Source organism: Novosphingobium fluoreni, from assembly GCF_014196615.1.
Taxonomy (GTDB): Bacteria; Pseudomonadota; Alphaproteobacteria; order Sphingomonadales; family Sphingomonadaceae; genus Novosphingobium; species Novosphingobium fluoreni.
In genome coordinates, this window is record NZ_JACIDY010000016.1 from 1 (window position 1) to 19,875 (window position 19,875).

A 19,875-nucleotide genomic window follows, 5' to 3' on the forward strand; every position below is an offset into this window, starting at 1 on the left:
ATATGGCGTCGTGATCGTCGTGCCAAACGCTCGACAGGGAGGATGCGGCCATGGGTGATCTGCACAGTTGAGACTGAGCGACATGGTCCTGCGTGAGATGGATCGCGATTACGGCGTCGTGCAGGATACTGGCGAGGTCGTCAAAGGGCGGCATGGTAGACGGGTCCTTCGATTACAGCAGCAGCTACGTCTTTGACTCCTAGAAGACACATCCGACCGCCATCCCGCTCGAAGCTCCCTTATGGCGCTAGCTACAGAGCTTAGCCTCGGCCTTCAGCGTGCGACCCTTCGCGCCGGTGCTAGTTGAACATGTTTATTCACACCGGTCCGCAGAATCTCAGCAGCGCCTTCCTTCATTCGGTAACTGTGGTAGGGGCACATCAAACTCAGGGGGGCGATAGAGTGGCTAAATCGGCGTCCAAGCTTCTTTTGAACGTTGAAGAAGGGCGAGATCACAAGGCGAAGATTAGCGCTCTTCTGAAAGACGCACGATCCGTCGAATGCATGGTCGCCTTTGCTAAGTTCTCCGCATGGAAGGATATCAAGCCTGCATTATTAAAGGCGCTAGCACGTGGAGCACGCGTTCGCTTCGCCATAGGCCTTGACTTCTTCCATACCGATCCAGTTCTGTTGAGCGACCTACTTAAGATAGCGATGAAGCCGGGAAGTCTTCTTCGATTATATATCAGCGCTGCTGCTGAAACATTCCATCCTAAGATTTACGCATTCAAATACGCTGACGGCTGCAAGGTTCTCGTGGGATCAGCCAACTTCACTCAGGGAGGGCTAGCTGACAACTACGAAGCTTCGATACTAGTCGATGACGACGAGTGCGAGATGATGTCGTCCGTGATTTCGCATTTCGATCAGCTTATCGACGATGGGGTCATTATTCCGGCCACGAAGGCGCGGATTGATCGATACGCTTATGAGCATGAAATTTTTCGTGAGGCATTCCGTCTCGCCAAGCGACGAGCGAAGCACACGGTCGCGGCTAGCGGGACCTCTCTATATGCGCTTAGCGAATTTCTGGACATGATGAAGGAGGGCGCTCCGGAGTCGCGCTTTGATAGCGACATGTTGACGAGGCGCGACACTCGCCGAGTAGCCGAACAACGCCTTCGAGAAATGGCCAAATCGCGAAGCGATCCTGCTGAAGATTTCTCTGTCCGCTACAGTAGCCTAATTTCAGCCTTTCACTCGGGGGGCATCAATCGGTCAAAGTCCTTCGTTTCAGCCTATCCTGCTGAGTTCACTACCGCCCTGTCCGCTGTCCTTGACAACGCTGATGCCGAACCGGGTGAAGCGTTCGCCATTCTTCACGCGCACTTCGGAAGGATCAAGGGAGCGGGCATCAACCTACTGACCGAGATTCTGCATTCCTTGGACAATCAGCGGTTCGCCGTGATGAATCAGAATTCAGTCGCTGGTCTCCGAATGGCAGGTTATCGTGAGTTCCCTCAAAGACCGATGAAGGGCAACGTAGATGGCGAAGCCTATCAGTCATTCTGTCAGGGTGCTGATCAAGTTCGCTCGAAGCTCGGCTTGAATGATTTCACCGAACTCGATGCATTATTCAACTTTGTCTACTGGCACGACAACCGTGCTGTTGAAGACGAGGATGAAGACGCCTGATTAGCGCCATATAGAATGCCTCTCAGGTGACAGGTCAACTATACAGCCAACGGTACATGATGGAGACGGCGTTCAGGCCATGAGGTAGTTGCGAGGCACCTGCGATCCGCCGAGTACTTTGCTATTGTTGATCCACACACGCTTGCCGCTGGCCCTGTAGGTGCGCCAATGACCGCGACGATCGTGGGGGATCGGGCTTGCGTGCGTCCCTCCCTGCGGATCGGACGGTGCTTTCGGCGTTCGCGTGATCCGGATGAAGGCGGGCATGGCAGGAATGTAGGACGCCTTGCCAATCGTCTTCGCGCGCCCCCGATTGATGCTGCCTTGCACAGGGGACTCAACTGCCTCGGTGGTGTTCGCATGCAGCGCCGCCAATGCACGGAAGATCAGAATATCCGCCGCGCGACTGACCTCGGCTTGCGAAGCGCGATGAACCTGCCCCGGAATTAAAGACCAGAACCACTGGAAGTTAAGGGAACCGTTGCCAGTGTCATCGACATGCGCATTTTCGACGAACGCGCAGACCGCAAGGCCTTTGTAGTTGGTGACGATCCAGAACTTATCAAAAGGAAATTCACTGAATGAACGGTCATTCGGACCCTCGCCCTTGAAAGGCTCCCCGATGGACAGTTGGAAAAATGCATGAGCGAACAAGGCCTCTTTTTGGAAGTCGCTGTATGCGCGCTTGCGATAGTTCTCGATCACGATCTGGAAGCCTCGTTCGAGGTCTTCATGAGTGATGGTCATCTTGGGTGCCTCCAAATTGGGCGCGCATGGTCATTCCACGAAGCTGACGCTCGCAGTAAATGCGCATTGCGATCATGGGGACTGCCGCGAGTACGGCAGGCAAGCGGGTGCGACAGCGAAGATGAACTTCGATCGCGGAATTGTTCGCAGCTAGGGATCAGTACCGGCGGGTCACCTGCTCTCTAACGGCGTATGTTTAGAAGTTATGGCTTCGCGACTAAGCTGACGAGCTTGTCTCTGTTATGCCTAATCCATCGCATCACAGCGTCGTACAACCAACGTTTGTTCCGAGAATTGAACTCTACTGGGTCTGGGAAATCAGTGCTCTTCCTCAACCTGTGAAGCGTTGAAAGAGAAACGTTGAGTAATTCGCACACTTCTTTGGAGGTTAGCAGCCGATCCCCCGGCTTGTAGGGTCTACTGTAGCGCGACTTTGGTGACAAATCAGGTTCGCTGAACGACATCATCGGTGAAGGACGAGTTGGCTGTTGCTCCATTGGAATAGCATCGTCCTCCAACGCATCCGACAGGAAGCTGGCCTGATAATTTACGTCGTCTGGCCCGACATGGCACTCTCGGCCCGGCTCACGAACACGGTCTCGAACGAGCACATCCTCGTGAGACATGTCGCCAAAGTCTCGGAGCCTCTTCCCGTCAACCATCCATTCGCGCCAACTCCCATTGGGAATTACCGTGATCGTATTCTTGTCGGTGACCAGACCTTTTCGGATGAGCCTGACCAGTAGCTTGGGAAGGGTTATGTCGAATATCGTCGTTGATTGTCTCCCGTTTATTGCTGCGTTGATACTCAAGTAGTCGACGTGTCACGTCGTGTCAAGAGGGTTGTGTCACGTTGTGTCGCGCGGGAGGTGTCGAGGGGGCGGGTGTTTCGGTCAGCATCCGTAAGTCCGATCCCTCCCTTGCCATCCGGCTTTGCACCCGCGATGAGCCACTCAAAATCCGACTAGTTCCTGCATGAGATTTGATGTTTGATCTGCTTGAAGAACTCGCGCTGGCACGCCGACAGAATGGTCTTTCACAAGAGGCGCTCGCGAGCCGCGTGACGGTTGATCGGCAAGCCATATACCGCCTTGAAACCGGTGTCGGCTCCTTCGCGCTGCTGCTTCGGGTCATGGCTGCGCTTGAGTATCATGTCACCGGTCTCGCCAGAGGCATGACGCTGGCCGATCAGCTTGAAAATAGGCGTCGGGCTCTGAAGTTGAGCAAGGCCGAGGTCGCACGGCGTGCGGATATCATGGTCAATACAGTTTCGGCGGTGGAGAAGGGCAAAGGCTCGGCGGCGTCGGCGCTCAAGGTTCTAGCCGCGATCGGGACGTCGAGAATGGCTCGAAAAAAGCCCATGCAGGTCATGATGAGCCCCTTGAGGATTGGCGAGAAAGACAAGCGGTTCACACCTGTCGCCCTTCTCACGGCTTTGGAAGCCGTGTTCGGACCTATTTCCCTTGATCCCTGCGGACACGTTGAATCGCCAGTGGTCGCAGAGCGACGCATCCTTTTGTCCGAGGATGGCGACGGACTGCGGGACGACTGGAGCGGCAAGTTTTGCTACATGAATCCCCCATTCTCAGGCGCTACGGCATGGCTGAAGCGAGCCTCGGAAATGCATGCCAAGGGCGCTGTGGATGTCGTGGTCGGACTTGTGCCCGCCAAAACGGATAGCGTCTATTTCCAGACAGACATCGTGCCGAACTGCGATGTCGGGTTTCTGCGCGGGCGCATCCAGTACGGCAGCGCTACCGGTGCTGAGGTGGACAAGCGCAACCGGGCTCCGTTTGCGACGATGCTCATCGCGTGGGGCGCTTCGCGGCAGGAGATCGAGCATCTCCGCTCCCTCTACCCAAGCGTGTGGATGATGCACGAGCGGGCGCGGCCCCGCGAAGGCGTGCGCGAGGATGCGCTGGTCGTGTCTGAGTTTGGCTGACGATCGACGGCATGCGCGTTTGCAGCCGGTTATCTCAATACAGAGGTGATGAACGGGAAATGCGTTTCGCGTCATTATGGGCGCTACGCGGGGGAGGATAGGCCTGCGGCGCTGGCATGGCAAACGTGCGGCTCGCGCCGAGCGCAAGGCGAAGTGAATGCGTGCCAAACTGCCGAGGACGGTGAGGAAGAAGCGCGAGAGGTGTCGAGAAGTGGTCTCGTGGGCGACTGTCTTGCAATCACTGAATTGGGTTCACGCGATCGGTTCACATCACCGCCATCCTGAGCGTGAGACCCCGGACGTCCATCCGGGGTGCTCATCATCGGCAGCGTCGCCGCCGCCCGCTTCGCGCGCCTCAGCGATGCAGCATCAATGCCTTGAATAACCAAGTCGGCTGCCGTTGAAGAGGTCATGTCGGTCAGGGTAGTAAGTATGGGTAAGGTGGACCCACGAATGGGTCTGAAGGTGTACTCGTCTCTTATTAAGAGGAAAACACCTTAACCCCCCTCTCGGGCGGTTCTTTAAGTGATCGGTCGATCGACGTCAGAGCGCGCGCTCTGACGTCGATTGATTGATCATGGTCGTCCGCCCGGTGGCGGAGGAGCTACGTCACTTCGAGGTGGAATAGAAGTTTATAGGTTTCGTCCCCCACGGCAATTATAAATAACTCCGTAACGATGGCTGTAGCGGCCTTCCTAGGAGCCAAATGCGTAACACGACTTATGACGCCCGCCTCTTGGCGGCTATTTCCCTTCACGGCAAGAAGTACGTCCATCTCATGAACCGCGCTGTCAAGCGCGAGACCTCGTACCTCGAACAACTCATCACCGAGAACGTCTACCAGAAGGATGGCGACGACCCCGCCGTCTATCACTGCGTGTCCGATGACACCGGGCTCGATGGTCGCAACCACTATGGTGCCGTCATCATGGCGGCAGGAGAGACGAAAGCAGCCGATCACCAGTTCTACAGCAACGCCATGGTTGAAGCCGCCATCCCGGCACTGGGTCAGAAGTGGGCGCGTCCAAAGACCCGATCGCACCTAGGTAGCGTGCTCATTCTCACATACGAGTGGGACCGTGATCCCTCGTTCCTCTTCGACCAACTCGATCGCGCTTTCCCGCTTAGGCACCCGTCGGAATCGGCTTATGGCAGGCTCAAGGCTCATCTCGCGTCTCAATATGCAGATTTCGTCTCGCTCACGGTCGTCTACTCGGGCAACAAGTCCTGTCACGTGCACATCGCGTTTGAAACAAGCCTCTACCGCCGCGAGCACGGTCACGATCTCTGCCCTGAGGCTGTTAACACCGGTCATCGTGCGTCGTGGGATGCGCTGCTACCGGCAGTCGAGCACTACCTTGCATATCCCGAGTGGCGCGGCCCCAAATTCGATGGCCCTGACAAGTCGCTCGCCACGCATGTGGGCTTTCGCAGAATGCCAAACGCCCTGCGAACGGTCGACAAGCCCGATCATGCCCTTGGATTGTCGATGGGTGAAAGGGTGCCGCAGATCGTCATATGGGAAGAACGCGTGCAGCGTCGATCGCCTGATGTCACGGCACTGTTCCTCACACCATCACGCTTTCGCGTACCGGTGATTTCAAGACAACGCAGTCGACAGACGCGCGCCCCATCGTCGGCCCGGTTCACCATGACGGAAGAGCAACTCCTGTACTGCGGTGACCGCCTGCGAGAGTTGATGCTCGACACACCATTCGAGTTCTCTCACCTCAGCATCGAGGGTGACAGGCTGGTGGCTCGCCTTCGCAATGGTCCCGACGACCAGAACCCCAGCACGATCATCGACGAAGACCATGACGCACCACACGTCTTAGGCAAAGGGTCGGGCTGGATCGATGACGGTCCTATCCTGCCGCTCAAGCTTGGTGAGATGGTGCGGGAATGGTGTCGTGAGTACGATGTCGCGCAACCCTTCGACCGGGCTGATGTGACGGTCGCGCGGCGTAAGCTGGCGGCAGCGCTGCCGCATTGGATCGAGGGGCACGAGTCCTTTCTCCTGCGGGCGACCGAAGGCTTAGGCAAGACCACCGCGATTCTGTCGAGCCTCGTGATGGATGCGCTCACTCAAGATCGTGCCCGCCAACCTTCCATGCTCTGCCTTCAAACGTACGAGGATGCGGCGGACAAATGCGAAGAATTCAATGCGGGGTTGGCACCCGGCAGCCGTCACGTGGGCATCTTCCTCCCGTCCTTGGTGGAACTCTATGGCTCATGTGCGCAGCGCGAGGGGGCGACGGTTCACAAGTATGAGGACGCGGATGCGGCAAAGCTGACGTTCCGGGACTTCATCTCGACGACCCAACCTCAGGTTGCGGCTGCCATGCGGAACGAGCTTGAGGCGATGTGGAGCCGCATGAATGGGCGGACCCCAATCTTCTTCACGCAACACTCTGTCGCTCATCTGTGGGCCACCAACAGCCTCACGCGGCAGATGTGCAGCCCGTCGTTTTTCGATGCTGACTTCGATGCCCATCGCTCCAAGAAGGATACGTCACTCAATTGGCTGATCCACGACGAAGCGAGCGTCGACACCTTTGTCGATCTGTACTCCCCGGATGAGTGGCGGTGGCTCAACCTTCTTAGCGACAAGTCGGCGGGTGCTTGGACCGGTTCATCGGGTGCTCGCCAGCGTGCCGCCTATGCGCGCCACTATGCGTCTGCCAACGAGGATCATGCGGTCGATCAGTTCGCCACCGCTCGCGCTTTGAAGGCTGGCCTTGATACCTTCGAGGCGATCACCGTCCGGGATGCTTATGAGTATTTCGCCCATGATGACGATGTGCGCCAGTACCAGTGTGAGGGCGAGGTGTTCCACGTTCGACCGCGCGACTGGTGGCGAGATGGCGATCGGCAGGTGGCGGAGAGGATCGTCTATCTCACGACCGAAGCCGTTCCCGGCATCGTGGCCGCGAAGGCTTGTCCTGAACTCGTTATCCGCCAGCCCACATATGCTATCGGACGTGATCGGGTCACGGTATCACCGATGAAGTTCTCTGCAGACAAGGTGCCGGAAATGGCTCGCGTCGACATGGCAGCGGGTAAGCTCGTTATCGCCAACCGGTTGGAGCGTCAGCCCGGCACCCTCTCACCGAAGGCTGCGAGAGGCGTTAACGGGCTCGATAACACGGACATCGTCCAGTACGCGTACCTGTCTGCCGTGCCCGTTTACAAGGGGCTACAGGCGCTCAACACATGGCTGGAGCGGGATGATCTCGCCCGCATCGCCCACATCGATGAAGTTCAGCAAGGGTTCGGTCGCAACCGTGGGCCGCGCAACGCTGGTGCGGAACACACGCTCAAGATCAGCCGTACGCTTTATCGGGCGCTCTTGGATTGTGACGCGGCCATGGCTGAGCTTCGCTACCAGATAGACATCACCATGGACGCGAACGCCCGTCGTGAAGGGCGGCGTGCGGGGCGACGTGCGGCATAGCAACAACTGAAAACCCCGGTGGGTAGCGGACCACCGGGGCTGTAGCACACGGAGATGCGTAATCCGTCGTTGTATTTATACTCGTTACCATGGCGGCCAACCATCGTTGTGGGTTTCAGGTATCCGCCGACGGGTAGGAAGTACGCCTCAATTTCTTTATTCCTGATGATGGCGGGCCGTGCGAGGTCACAGTCGCTCCTGCCGTTCGCCGTTCTATGTGGAGTCGAGCACAAGCGACCCACCGACGCGAAGCTTGTTCGATCGCCACAATTAGTCCGGCTTACTGCCTTCAATCAGCTTGTCTAACTCCATCTGCTTCACCTTACCCTCTAGCTCTTCGATCCTCTTCTCTCGTTCATATCTCTCGAAAACGGACGGCTCTGATGCGTCTCGTTGAAGCAATGAGTTGCTGGTGATGTTGGAAGTCGTACCCTCGGTAGTCGAGCGTTCTCCGTCAGCATCTTCTGAACCGCCGTCTGCTTGCTCTTCGAGCGCCGCTACGCGCTTCTCCAATGTGGCAAACGCTTCCTCATCGACAGTGCCGTCACCTGCAATATCAGCAATCTCGTTGCGTTCTGCCTCGCTGAACTTGCTTGACGATCCACCGCAACCGGCAAGCGTGATCGCCGCGATGAGCACAACTTCCCGCCCGAGGGTAAGCCTGAACCGCTGCATCACTTAGCTCCTGATTACGTCACGCGAACCGCTTAGCCACATCAGCGTTAAGGCAGGACTAAACCACAGATCGGACGATTGTCAGCGATGACCGGACCGAGAGCATGCTCGCGATCAATCATCTGGTAATCGCCACTGACTAGCCTACAGGCATGATCCGCCTCGCCATCATAGCTGCTGTCTCGCTGTCTCAGCCCGTCCTTGCGCAATCCATCACTGGAACCGCCCATGCTGTTGATGGTGATAGCCTTGAAGTCGGGAGCGCTAAGGTCCGGTTGCACGGGATTGATGCACCAGAGTACCGGCAGACGTGTCAGGTTAACTACTCGGCATGGGAGTGTGGGGCTGACGCGGCAGCGGCGTTGCGCAGGATCGTAGATGGCCGCGCAATCACCTGCATACCGCGCGATCGAGACGTATACGGGCGCACCGTTGCGCACTGTATGGTGGACGGCAGGGACGTCGCGGCGCAGATGATCAGCCACGGGCTCGCGGTTGTGCTGGATAACGGGAAAGCCGACTACAGCGCGGTCGAGGATCGGGCGAAATCAAATAAGAGCGGCATCTGGGCGTCGGAGTTCGACATGCCGGTGGAGTACAGGCGCGCGCACCCTCGCGAGCCGGATGCCGCCAAGGTGACAGACTCAAGACGGTGGACCTCGCCACGCCGACCGCAGGCACAGGGCTCAGGCTACCCGTACCGCTCCTGCGCTCAGGCTCGTGCGGCGGACGCGGCTCCGATGTATCGCGGGCAGCCGGGCTACAATCCTAACCTCGATGGTGACGGTGACGGGATTTCGTGTGAGCCGTACCGAGGTCGGCGCTAGAACCACAGAAACGAGGGTCGGCGGCTGCACGCGATTCCAGTCGCACAGGGCCAATTGGTGCGTCTCGCACGCGGACGGTAGCTCATGTTGTTCGATCACCTATGATGAAGCTCTATGGTGCTCAGGGACGCGCGACAATTCGCTTCCGCCCCAAGCGTGTCGCTACTATCCCGGCCTTCAGGGAAGTCTAAGAGGTGGTATGGCTCAGGGGCGTGCATTTCAGGTAAGACAGGTAATCGGCGGCTTCGCTGTCCTCTTCATCCTGTTATTGGGCGGAAACAGCGCCCCAGCCAATGCTGCCGATATCTGCAACGCGGTCGCGCTCATAGACATACCCGAGGCGACGACCGGCTACGGGCTCAAGAAGGGCGAGATCGACGAGGCGGTCACGCAATATAATGTCGATAGGAACGGCGACGGGCAGTTCTGCTCGCATGGCGGTGGCTGCTATCCTCGCTACATCGTGGTGGATGGTCGGAAGGTCGAAGCACTGCGGCTCACAAACTGCAAAATCGGCGCAGCGGAGCCGCCGATCGCGGGCCTGCCGGACGATGACACTACGATCTACGGGATCGACGTTGATCGATCGAAAAACTCGGCGGCGGATTTGAAATCCGATGACGTTGACAATGCGCTGCTAAACCTCGGCATGTGCAGCGCCTGCGCGAGTAACGCAGCCTACCTCTACATTCACAGCCCTGCATCGAAATGCGGATCGAAGGTCGCGGACGCGCTTGCTGGCGACAAGTCGGCTATCGATGCGCTCCAGACCGATCCCGATTATTGTCAAGTCTCGTATCCCACTCCAGCGGCCCCAGCTACCGCGACCACAGCGACGCCTGCCCCCTTCGAATCCGCTGATGCTCCGGCGGTTGCGCCACCTGCAACTTCGACGACTGAGACCGATCCGACAACGCTCATAAAGGCGGGAATCGCCGCTGCAGCCATCCTCTATTTCGTGCCGACGCTTATCGCATTCATGCGCCGGAAGCGGAACGCGAGAGCCATCTTCGCTCTGAATCTGTTTCTCGGATGGAGCTTCCTCGGATGGGTTGCGGCCCTTGTCTGGAGCCTGCTCACCGATGGCACGAGCGAGCAGGTGTAAAATCGAGGTTGGCAACAGGCTATCAGGGAAGTCACCCTGAACTGCGGTCTCTCCACGACAGCCCCAACAAGCCCCTCCACAATCGACGGAGAGACCGTCATTCGCAAGGTCCAGCCTCCGACCGCACGTCTCCAATTGGGCGCGCTCAGCCCGTCAGCATGCTCCCTCATAGCTGAGACGTCGGGGAGGCGGCAGACTCAAGCGCCCCGAGTAACCAGCGAAATGGCGCGACGAACACCGGCAATTGCCTCTGCAAGACTCCCCCAGCAAACATCTTCGATATAGGCAGTAGCCTCGTGGTCGCTCTGCCTACGCTCCTTGAACCGTGCGCGGATGATAGGTTCAAGGCGTTTGCGGCGGTTGGTTGCCCAGAGTTCGAGCGCATCGTGTTCGTTGGTCATCATCACGTATTTATGCATGCCGCGCGCGGGCAATCGATGGCTTGGAAATGCACAGCCCCATCTTCCGGCGGCCCGAGCTTGGCCGACGTTATGCCCCCGTCACCGTAGAAGGAGAATGCCCGAGCGGCGCGCAGCTTCTCGTTGCAACATCTGGCGAACGGCTCGAACAGATGGCCAACCCATAGCGCTTCAGGGGACGGGTAGAACTTTGGCGGATCGTCGAGGCGGAGGATGCAGCGCCATCCTTCCTCGGACTGTTCCGCCGCAAGTTCGTCCATGTAGACGAGGTCCCGGCACTCGTCTCGCAGGATCGCTCCCACGCTCAGATCGTGAGGATGAGCCTAGCCTTCCAGTGCGCCATCACCGACGAGGAAATGAAGCTCGACGGCACCGCGATCACGGCGAGGCTCCGGACGCAGGTTGTCAGAGAGGTGGGCGGTGGCGAACCATTCGAGGAACGTGCTGGTGAATGGGCGACCCCACGCCAATTGCCTTTATCCTGCTTTTACAAGTGCCGCCCGCGTCGGATCATAGGTGTAGCCGATGATTGAACCGTCTCGTATCCGATCCACGGCTTCATTGATGACCTGCAACGGCACGAGAAACCATTCGCGCGGTTTGACCGGGCTTCCAACCTGCACCGTGAGATCAACCTGCGCCGCCGCGAACACGCGGTGGATCAGGGCTTCCAACTTGGCGCGGTTGATGTTGAACAGCGTGTAGCTGGCGACGACATCGACACCTGCGAAAAGATAGGTCGCTTCCTTGGCCGCGTTTGCGATCCGGGTCTCAATGGTCCCACCCGTCACCCCGATTTTATGGATCAGGTCGCGATGCTCGGCGATGGTCGGGTGATCGGATTTGCTGCGCAGGACATAGATGGTGCCGCTCTCCAGATCGCCTTCTTCCGCTGTGCCTGAAAACAGCGGACCTGCCTCGGGTTCGGTGATCCGCCGTCCGGCATCATCCTTATAGAGCGCCCGCTGCAACGAGCGCAGGAGGAGGTTGCTCTCCGTGGCGTTCGAGTAGACCACCCTCAACCGAGCGTCCGTTTCGCCGTTCGGCGCGCGGATGGGATCGCCAACCTCAGCGACATAGGCGATCTGCCCCCCGAGGATGAAGAACTGGCCCTTGGTGATGTCGGCTTTGAGAAACCCGGCGTCTTTCACGAACGGGCGCGTCACGCGCGCGCCGCTGTCGAGATCGCGTTCGACCTGTTCGAAGAGAGGCTTGAATGCGGCGAAGTTCTCACACTTCTCGCGGTTTGCAATTTCCTCAGCCGCACGGCGCTCGTCGGCGGATGGCACATGCCGTAACACGCGAATGTCATCACCAGCAGGATTGACCCCGATCCCAAGCTCAGCGAGCAGGGAATCGTCGTCGATGTTCTCGACGGGCATCGCTGCTTCCGCCTCAGCCATGCTCAACAGGCCATGGGTATCAAGCGGCGTGAGAAGCTCGCGGCATTCGTCCAGTTCCCGCAGGCGGTCGAGGCGAACGGCGTAAAGGCGCTCAAAGATGTCGCGATCCTCGCAGTGCAGGGGCGCGCGACCATGCTCGTCGTGGAAGCGCACAACATCCTCGAACCCCGCGATGATCCGTTCCTCGCGAGACGTGTAGGTCCGGGTCTTGGGTTGCTCGATCGCTACGCCAAGTTCGGCGAGTAGTTCATCATCAGAGAGGTCAGCCATTCGCAGCGGCCTCTGCGCGATATCGGGCAAAGGCGGCAACCCCCTCAGCGAGCCGCTTCTCCCATGCGTCCTGCGCGTTGATGTCGGGCAGGCGTCCGCGCTCCTTCTTGAACCGCAGCGCGCGCTCGGCGAGATCGCGGGCCTCCTCGGGCGAGATTTTCACCTTCCGCGCCGAAATCACGGCCTGCACCTGTTTGAGGATGTTGGCATCCATGGACCGGGCGAGCACCGAATAGGCTGCTTCGAACGGGTTGATGCTGTCGATCAGATCGATGTCCAAATCGCGGACATCCATCGCGAACTTACGCACGCCGTCGATCAGCGCGGTGTTCAGCTTGGGCTCGCCATCCTCGGCATCACCGCCCCCAGCGAGCTTCTTCGCGCGCTGGGTCAGGTTGAGCGCGGCGATGGCGTGCTGGCGAACAGCCTCCTGATCCTCGACGCTCAACTCGGGATAGCGGTCGCGCACGATCTTGCCCATGCGAAGCTGGGTCAGTTCCTCGGGCACTACTTCCTCGTCGAACATGCCGCGCTCAAGGGCGGTCTTGTCCTGCACGAACTGGGTGATGACCTCGTTCAGGTCTTCCTGACAGATGCGGAGGGCCTCTTCACTCTTGGGTTCGACAAGGCCGTTGATCTCGAAGTGGAATTGCCCACGCTCCTCGTTGAAGCCGATATTGGTCTGCCCCTCCTGATAGCCACCGGGGCCGTAATCGAAGTCGTCGATCGGGCCCCGATCCTTGGGCGTGAAGGTGAACCTCGGCGCAAGCACCTGCTCCATCAGCAGGCTGGCGGCGATGGCCTTGAGGGTGTCGTTGATCGCGCCGACCACCGCCGCCTCGGACGCATCAGGCTCGGCGATCAGGTTGGTGAAGGTCGCGGTTTCCTTCCCCGGCGCATCGCGGGTGGCGCGCCCGATGATCTGGATGATCTCGGTCAGGCTCGACCGATAGCCGACCGTCAGCGCGTGCTCGCACCAAATCCAGTCGAAGCCCTCCTTCGCCATGCCGAGCGCGATGATGATATCGACATGATCGCGATCGTTGCGGTGCGCGGGGTCTTTCAGCGCGGCGAGCACCTTGGCCCGCTTCGCAGGGTCGCTGTCATCGACCAGATCGGCAATCTTCATGACCCGGCCATCTGGCAGCTTCACATGGTGGAAGCCGGTCTGGGGATCGGCACCCTGCCATTCCCCCAGATACTCCATGATCTCCTCGACTTCCTTAACCTTGTCCTTCGTGCTCTCGCGCGAATTGACCGAGGGGATGTGGACGATCGTTTTCTTGGCTGGGTCGAGAACCGCCTCGATCGCGCTCAGATAGCGGTTGGAGTAGAAAAAATAGCCAATGTTGAGAGCCTTGAGATGCTCGTAGCCATTCAACTGCTCGTAGTAAGTGTAAGTGACCGGCTCGAACCGGGCCTCATCCTCGGGCATGAGGACCGGCACCGCGTCACCACGGAAATAGCTGCCCGTCATCGCGACGATGTGCGCCTTGTCGCGACGGATGAAGTCGGCAAGCTGGCTCCCGAGGCGGTTGTCGGCACTGGCGGAGACATGGTGAAACTCATCCACCGCGATCAGCCGGTCATCAAACGCCTCGACGCCAAGCTGCTCGACCGCGAAGCGGAAGGTCGCGTGGGTGCAGACCAGCACGCGGTCATTGCTCGCGAGGAACTGACCGACCGCGCGGACCTTGGAGGGATCGACGCGCTCCTCATCCGGCCCCGGCGCGTTGCACAAGTTCCACTGCGGCTTCACCGTCCAGTCGGCCCAGAAGCCGAATTTGGAGAGCGGCTCGTCAGAGAAGCTACCGCCGATCGACTTCTCAGGCACGACGATGATCGCCTGCTTCAGCCCCTGATTGTGGAGCTTGTCGAGCGCGATGAACATCAGCGCGCGCGACTTCCCTGAGGCGGGAGGCGACTTGATCAGCAGATACTGCTCACCCCGCTTGTTATAGGCGCGCTCCTGCATCTCGCGCATGCCCATCGCGTTGGGCTTGGCAGAAGAGCCCGTGCGGGCGGTCTGGAACGAGACGGCAGGTATGGGCTTGGCAGTGGTCATGCTGCTTCCTCATCGGAGACGCCAAATTCTTTCCGAAGGAAATCAGCGGTTTCCTGATCGTAGATTTTGCAAACGACATTCTGGTTGGCGAATATGCCTGAGAATGTTTTCGCGCTGCGACGGTCAACGGTTGCCTTCCAGTCAACGCCGACGACATAGGATGCCCTGTCAGGGTCATCTGGGAACTCGGTCAGATATCGGGTCGGCAGCTTTTCAATGAGCCGTTGCCCGTCGCTGAGAACGAACTCTGATGCTGGCATTTTTGGCGTGGTGACGCGCCCATATCCAAGATAGCCGGTGCCCTTCTGATAATAGAACACGGGCGAACCCACTTCCAGATTGTCAAGCTTGTTGCTGTAAACACGCCCTCCCGAGGCGGTGAAGAAGCCGTTGCCACGCATTTCCGCCCATGGGCGGTCCTCTTCCGCTCCACCGGTAATGTAATAGAGGCCAGACCACGGGGCGCGCGCCTTCTTGACGGCCCGATCCTTCACCTCCTCTTGGTCAAGCAGGCTATCGGTCGTGAGCCATTCATGGCCCACATCCCCGAAGATGTTGAAGAAACTCGCGTTGATACCGACATCATGTTCCTGCGAGAGATATTCGATGATGCGCTTGGTCGCCTCGTCCACCTCGCTGGCTACGACGACCATTTGGTGTGTCGCATTGAGCGTTTCTGGAACTACCTTGCCATATTTCGCGCGATACACCTCGGCCAGCGTCTGGTCGCGGTAAGCGCGGGTCAGTTCATGCACTTCCTTTGTGGTCAGCTTGCAAACCCATGATGCATAATCGAGGGTCTGGGCCACGATGTCGCGGGCACTCCGATCACGCTTCAACTCGATGATGATGAGGTTTCCTTCCTCATCCATCGCGAGCAGATCGATGCGCTTCCCGTGGCCGGTGACGACCTGCCGCCCGATGACAATGCCATCCACGCCGATCAGGCTGAGGTCGCGCGCAACCCAGTCTTCGATACGGGTTTCGAGATCGAGCGCCTTGCGCTGACTTTCAATGAGACCGCTATCTGTCACTCGAAACAACCGCGTCACTCGCTCCCCTCCACCTTTTCCGCATCGGCGGCATGCCCGGACAACTTGTCCCACATGGCCCTGCTAGAGGCGCGCTCCGTCTCCCTGATTTTCACCAGTTCGACCTTTTTATCACTGAAAAACCTACCCGAATCCCATTCAGGGTTGCCGATGCTGATCGACGGTTCCGGCAGTTTGAACTGGCGTCGCAATGCTGTGACAATGCTGATCGCTTCAATGCCAAGGTCCGCGTAGCCTTCCCATCTCGCCTGAAAGACTTCAGCGTAGTCTGGCGGAAAAGAATATTCAGATGCCGCGATGATGAACCGCTCTGTTCCGAGCGCAAGGTTGGGCAGTGCGAGGACACGATACATCAGATCGGGGCTTATGCTGGTCCAGTCGATATCGTCAGGGAAAACAGGTGGTTCTGGAGCAGCGACCTGCGGGTCATAATATTTTTCACCTCCCGATGTCCGCCCTGCTGGAAGGCCTTCGGCGGTTCCATCGTCGCCAACGACCTCAACGCATTTTTCAACATATCGGTCGAGGACGCAGACGATGCGCACAGCGGCATACCGACCGGCGTTGCGTCGCCCAGTCCAATAGGAAACAACATCTTTTCCGACCGTTGCGACGATGCCGACCAGCACGCCGATGAAGCCGATGACAGCATCGTTCATGCCGCTGCCTTTTTACTTGTCATTTTGGTGTAGAGGTCGAACAGCTTTTCGAGGCGCTCGGTGTCGTTGCGGAAGCGGCGACCGATGTAAATGCGTTCGAGCACTTCGTCATTCTCCTCGTGAGCACGCCGAAGGTCTTCAGGCATTATTCTCGGATCGTAGAGGTCTGCAACAGTTGAAGGAAAGTGAGACTCGCGCGCTATCAGGATGTTCTCGGCGCACCGTTTCAGGTCGCTCTTATTATTCTCGGTAAGTTGGTAAACAGGAAAAGTGTTCCATCCAAGCGTATTAGAATACCGGAGATCGGTCTTGAGTTTTCCGCAAACGGTGTCGATCCACACCCAGTGAAGTCTCGACGAAATAATTGAGAAATTCCAAATGGGTGCGTTCAACAGAACATAAGCTTGATCGGTAGTTAGGGTTCCGATAGGCTCGTATCCTGCGGTAATGTACTCCCGACGCTCTGATAGTATGCGCGGAAGCAGCATAACCACCTCGTCGCCGTCCTGCGCAATCCAACCAAACTTTTGCGGCGTGTCCGCGAGGGCGCGTGTCGCATCTCGCTTAGAAGCGTTTCGAAAACTGCGAACCTGCTGCAAACGGTTCTCGAACAGCGACTGTTTGGAAAGCTCATCTTCCTCGACATCGTTAGCCCAAAGGCAATAACGACTCTGACCCCTTATGTATTCTGCCCCACCGTATATCTTTCTGATGTATCGGCTGCGAATCTCACTGCTGATATCGCTCTGAGATATCTCGTCGCGCGTGAAGGATAGAAATCCCCCGTCAATTGGCATGTTGCCGAATGCCATCGGGGTCAGGCCCGCCAGCGATTTGCTGCGCGGCTCAACATACATTTGCGGCCCCGGCACAAGATAAGCATTGATGAAAGGGACTTGACGGGCCTCTAACGCCCCACTCTCGGAAACGGAAAACAGGGTTTTCGGCTTATTGTCCGCGTTAGCGATTCCAGTGATAGCTACAGTGACTCCCGCATTCTGACTCGCCAAATTCGCCCACTTGAAAGATGTATGCGCAAATTTAATTTCTAAATCAGAACCAAGCACAAGAGGCCAAAGGCTCGAAACAGCCTTTCCCTGATTTATAGAATTTGTCGCTACGAATGCAAAGTCTGCGGACGAAAACCGGGAAAATTCAGCCGCTTTGAAGAACCACCCGCTTACATAGTCAAGGCCCTTCCAGTTCGCGTCAGTATTTGAGAATACTCTCTCTAAATCCGACTTCTGCTCTTCATCTTGAGATTGGCTTCCTTTGTAAGGAGGATTTCCGCAGATATATGTCTCTCCACCGGCGTTCTCGAAATCGATCTCGGACTGGGTGACGGGCGTGTCAAACAGATCGTTGCTGCGCAACTTTACGCTGGTGCCAATTGGCGGACAAATGCTCAACCAATCCAACCGTAGTGCATTGCCGCATGTAATCCAGTTTTCCGAATTGAGCGGCAGGAACTCCGCCAGCGCCTCTTGCTGACCACGATACACGACATCGCACTGAAACTCGGCGATGATGAGCGCAAGCCGTGCCACTTCAGCCGGGAAGTCGCGAAGTTCAATCCCTCGAAAGTTGGTCAGCGGTATGTCGCTGCGCCGGTCGGGTTCGCCCCGCCGCCGGTTTATCTCGGCCTCGATCTCACGCATTTGCTTGTAAGAGATGACGAGGAAGTTTCCCGACCCGCATGCCGGATCAAACACCCTGATCCGCGCCATGCGGTTGCGCAGGTTGAGCAGCTTGCGACCATTGTCGCCCGCCTCTTCCAGCTTCCCGCGCAGATCGTCGAGAAACAGCGGGTTCAGCACCTTCAGGATGTTCGGCACGCTCGTGTAGTGCATGCCAAGCGCGCCGCGCTCCTCGTCGTCGGCCACGGCTTGGATCATTGACCCGAAGATGTCCGGGTTGATCTTCTTCCAGTTCAGGTTGCCGATGTGGTTGAGGTAGGAGCGGGCGATCTTGGTGAAGCGCGGCACTTCGGTGCTGCCACTGAAAAGCTGTCCGTTCACATAGGGAAACTGATTGGCGTAGCGCGCGATGCCCGCCGACTGGCGATCCGCGATCTTCGTATCCATCGAGCGGAAAATCTCGCTGATGACAGCGTGCGTGTCCGACGAATCCCGCGCGCTCATCTGCTCGACGGTTCTGGTGAACAGCCCCTCGCCGACGAAGATGTCGGTATCCTCCGCGAAGAAGCAGAAGATCAGTCGTGCCATGAAGTGGTTCATGTCCGGGCGGCGCTCGGCCTTCGCCCAGTCCGGGTTGTCCTTAAGAAGCTCCACATAAAGTTTGTTGAGACGGCCCGTCGCCCGGATGTCGAACGAGCTTTCCCGGATTTGCTCGACGGTGGTGATGCCCGCGAGCGGCAGGAAGAAGCCGAAGTGATCCGGGAAATCGGCATAGTCGCACGCTACCGTCTCACCGCTGGTCCGATCCTCAGCTTGAAAGGATTCGCCGTCCGTCGCGAGGATGAACTTGGCCTTGGTCTTCGCCGTTTTCGGGCTGTCGCGCAGCAGGCCGAGCGTGGTCTCAACCTCACCGGCATCGCAGGTTGCGATGTGGATGTTGCTGCGTTGAAGCACGCCGCCGACATCGGACTGGTTGGTCGAGCCGGTACGGAGCCGCTTGATGGTCGTCTCAGGGTTGCCAAACGCACGCAGGAACGAAAAGGGAAACTCCCCCCGGTTAAAGGGTTCAAGCGCAAGCTGCGAAACGGCTTCTTCGATCTCAACAGGGTTCATGCCTAAGCTTTAGACGGCTGCTCGGAACGCGCCAAGCGGGGGCGAAGCAGAGAGCGACGACTGCGAAGCGTTTTGCTCAGAAGCGTTTTCCTCAGAAGCGTTTTCCTGATCTTGTGATGCGCAAGGCTGGGTCGAAGGATCGCTCCACCGGTTCGCAGTCCAACTGGTTCTTCGCCGACGGTACCAAGACGGTGGCGGACTGTTCGATGTCGGATATCGAGGCGCGCCTTTGAGACACCTTATCGGCTCCTTATAGGCACCTTTCCGGCACCTCATCTCTGCGACGCTGCTGCCGTGGCCCAGTCAGATGAGGTGCCGTCGTCGGACTTGAGGTGCTGATAAGGTGCCCTTGAGGTGCCGGAGAAATGGTGCATTTCTGCGGCCTTTCCGCCTCTTGGCACCTCATCACCTCATATATTGAGAAAAGGCCAGACCCCTGATCCGGAGCCCAATTGGGCGTGATCGGCTCCCCTACGGTTTTCGGGGCGGCGGTGAGGTGCCGCCGGTCCGCACCGTGACGCCTTCAATATCTGATGCTTCGATCCATCACTTTTCACCATCCACGGTGGTCATCGCAGTCCAAGCCGCTCGATCTCGTCGGCTGAGGCTCGCCGCAGTCGGTAACCCGGTACATCCTCGGGACGGAAGGGCCAGAGCGTTGCCGTGCTGACATCCCACCACTCGCCCCACCGATAATCGACGTCGAGGTATTTCACCCGCGCGTGGATTGAGAGCACTTCGCCGACGTGGCGCTCGATCCCGCCGTCGGCATCCATCTCGCGGATCACGATGTTGCCCATTCTCAGGTCGTGCAGATCGCCCATGCATCCTCCGTGTCGGGCGTCCGGGATACCACGACCATGGCACTGGAG

General features: G+C 58.2%; 17 protein-coding genes. 5 read left to right on the forward strand and 12 right to left on the reverse strand.

The annotated features are described in order from the left end of the window. Positions 1–309 precede the first annotated feature (309 nt). Positions 310–1,635, forward strand: coding sequence for a phospholipase D-like domain-containing protein (locus GGR39_RS16735; RefSeq protein ID WP_221226206.1), 1,326 nt, complete (start codon positions 310–312; stop codon positions 1,633–1,635). A 72-nt stretch (positions 1,636–1,707) separates the two neighbouring features. Here the strand turns inward: GGR39_RS16735 and GGR39_RS16740 are convergent, their stop codons facing one another. After that, positions 1,708–2,382 (reverse strand): hypothetical protein, encoded by a 675-nt coding sequence (locus GGR39_RS16740; protein ID WP_183618884.1) that lies wholly within the window; start codon positions 2,380–2,382, stop codon positions 1,708–1,710. A gap of 203 nt (positions 2,383–2,585) precedes the next feature. Then, positions 2,586–3,044 (reverse strand): helix-turn-helix transcriptional regulator, encoded by a 459-nt coding sequence (locus GGR39_RS17620; RefSeq protein WP_425490615.1) that lies wholly within the window; start codon positions 3,042–3,044, stop codon positions 2,586–2,588. A gap of 323 nt (positions 3,045–3,367) precedes the next feature. On the opposite strand from GGR39_RS17620, the gene GGR39_RS16750 reads away from it, so the two are divergent. After that, positions 3,368–4,324, forward strand: coding sequence for a DNA N-6-adenine-methyltransferase (locus tag GGR39_RS16750; protein WP_183618888.1), 957 nt, complete (start codon positions 3,368–3,370; stop codon positions 4,322–4,324). Positions 4,325–5,030: 706 nt separating this feature from the next. Beyond that, entirely contained in the window at positions 5,031–7,778 is a 2,748-nt protein-coding gene (locus tag GGR39_RS16755) for a hypothetical protein (RefSeq protein WP_183618891.1), read from the forward strand. 270 nt (positions 7,779–8,048) lie between these two features. Here the strand turns inward: GGR39_RS16755 and GGR39_RS16760 are convergent, their stop codons facing one another. Next, positions 8,049–8,453, reverse strand: coding sequence for a hypothetical protein (locus GGR39_RS16760; protein WP_183618893.1), 405 nt, complete (start codon positions 8,451–8,453; stop codon positions 8,049–8,051). Between the two features lie 152 nt (positions 8,454–8,605). On the opposite strand from GGR39_RS16760, the gene GGR39_RS16765 reads away from it, so the two are divergent. Together GGR39_RS16765 and GGR39_RS17120 are read left to right on the forward strand one after the other, a co-directional pair. Continuing rightward, the gene (locus GGR39_RS16765) at positions 8,606–9,280 is read left to right on the forward strand and encodes a thermonuclease family protein (RefSeq protein ID WP_183618895.1); all 675 of its coding nucleotides are present in this window, start codon (positions 8,606–8,608) and stop codon (positions 9,278–9,280) included. Positions 9,281–9,479: 199 nt separating this feature from the next. Further along, positions 9,480–10,385 carry a superinfection immunity protein gene (locus tag GGR39_RS17120; protein ID WP_221226207.1) on the forward strand — a complete coding sequence of 302 codons (906 nt, stop codon included), beginning with the start codon at positions 9,480–9,482 and terminating at the stop codon, positions 10,383–10,385. Between the two features lie 197 nt (positions 10,386–10,582). On the opposite strand, the gene GGR39_RS16775 is transcribed toward GGR39_RS17120, so the two are convergent. The 9 genes from GGR39_RS16775 to GGR39_RS16815 form a co-directional block, all read right to left on the reverse strand. After that, the gene (locus GGR39_RS16775) at positions 10,583–10,789 is read right to left on the reverse strand and encodes a hypothetical protein (protein WP_221226208.1); all 207 of its coding nucleotides are present in this window, start codon (positions 10,787–10,789) and stop codon (positions 10,583–10,585) included. Continuing rightward, complete coding sequence (locus GGR39_RS16780; protein ID WP_221226209.1) at positions 10,789–11,106, reverse strand: hypothetical protein; 318 nt, start codon at positions 11,104–11,106, stop codon at positions 10,789–10,791. Before GGR39_RS16780 ends, GGR39_RS16775 begins: the two co-directional genes overlap by 1 nt. 21 nt (positions 11,107–11,127) lie before the next feature. Beyond that, the gene (locus tag GGR39_RS16785) at positions 11,128–11,274 is read right to left on the reverse strand and encodes a hypothetical protein (protein ID WP_183618901.1); all 147 of its coding nucleotides are present in this window, start codon (positions 11,272–11,274) and stop codon (positions 11,128–11,130) included. Positions 11,275–11,280: 6 nt separating this feature from the next. Then, positions 11,281–12,507 carry a GIY-YIG nuclease family protein gene (locus GGR39_RS16790; RefSeq protein WP_343055927.1) on the reverse strand — a complete coding sequence of 409 codons (1,227 nt, stop codon included), beginning with the start codon at positions 12,505–12,507 and terminating at the stop codon, positions 11,281–11,283. Next, complete coding sequence (locus GGR39_RS16795) at positions 12,470–14,542, reverse strand: pseudomurein-binding repeat-containing protein (protein WP_183618904.1); 2,073 nt, start codon at positions 14,540–14,542, stop codon at positions 12,470–12,472. Before GGR39_RS16795 ends, GGR39_RS16790 begins: the two co-directional genes overlap by 38 nt. Continuing rightward, positions 14,539–15,594 (reverse strand): endonuclease NucS domain-containing protein, encoded by a 1,056-nt coding sequence (locus GGR39_RS16800; RefSeq protein ID WP_183618905.1) that lies wholly within the window; start codon positions 15,592–15,594, stop codon positions 14,539–14,541. The genes GGR39_RS16795 and GGR39_RS16800 overlap by 4 nt, the downstream gene beginning before the upstream one ends. Continuing rightward, positions 15,591–16,253, reverse strand: coding sequence for a hypothetical protein (locus GGR39_RS16805; RefSeq protein WP_183618907.1), 663 nt, complete (start codon positions 16,251–16,253; stop codon positions 15,591–15,593). The genes GGR39_RS16800 and GGR39_RS16805 overlap by 4 nt, the downstream gene beginning before the upstream one ends. Continuing rightward, a complete protein-coding gene (locus GGR39_RS16810; protein ID WP_183618909.1) occupies positions 16,250–19,003 on the reverse strand; it encodes a class I SAM-dependent DNA methyltransferase in 2,754 nt (917 codons plus the stop codon). Before GGR39_RS16810 ends, GGR39_RS16805 begins: the two co-directional genes overlap by 4 nt. Positions 19,004–19,572: 569 nt before the next feature. Beyond that, on the reverse strand, positions 19,573–19,875 hold a 303-nt coding region (locus tag GGR39_RS16815; RefSeq protein WP_221226210.1), incomplete at its 5' end, for a hypothetical protein.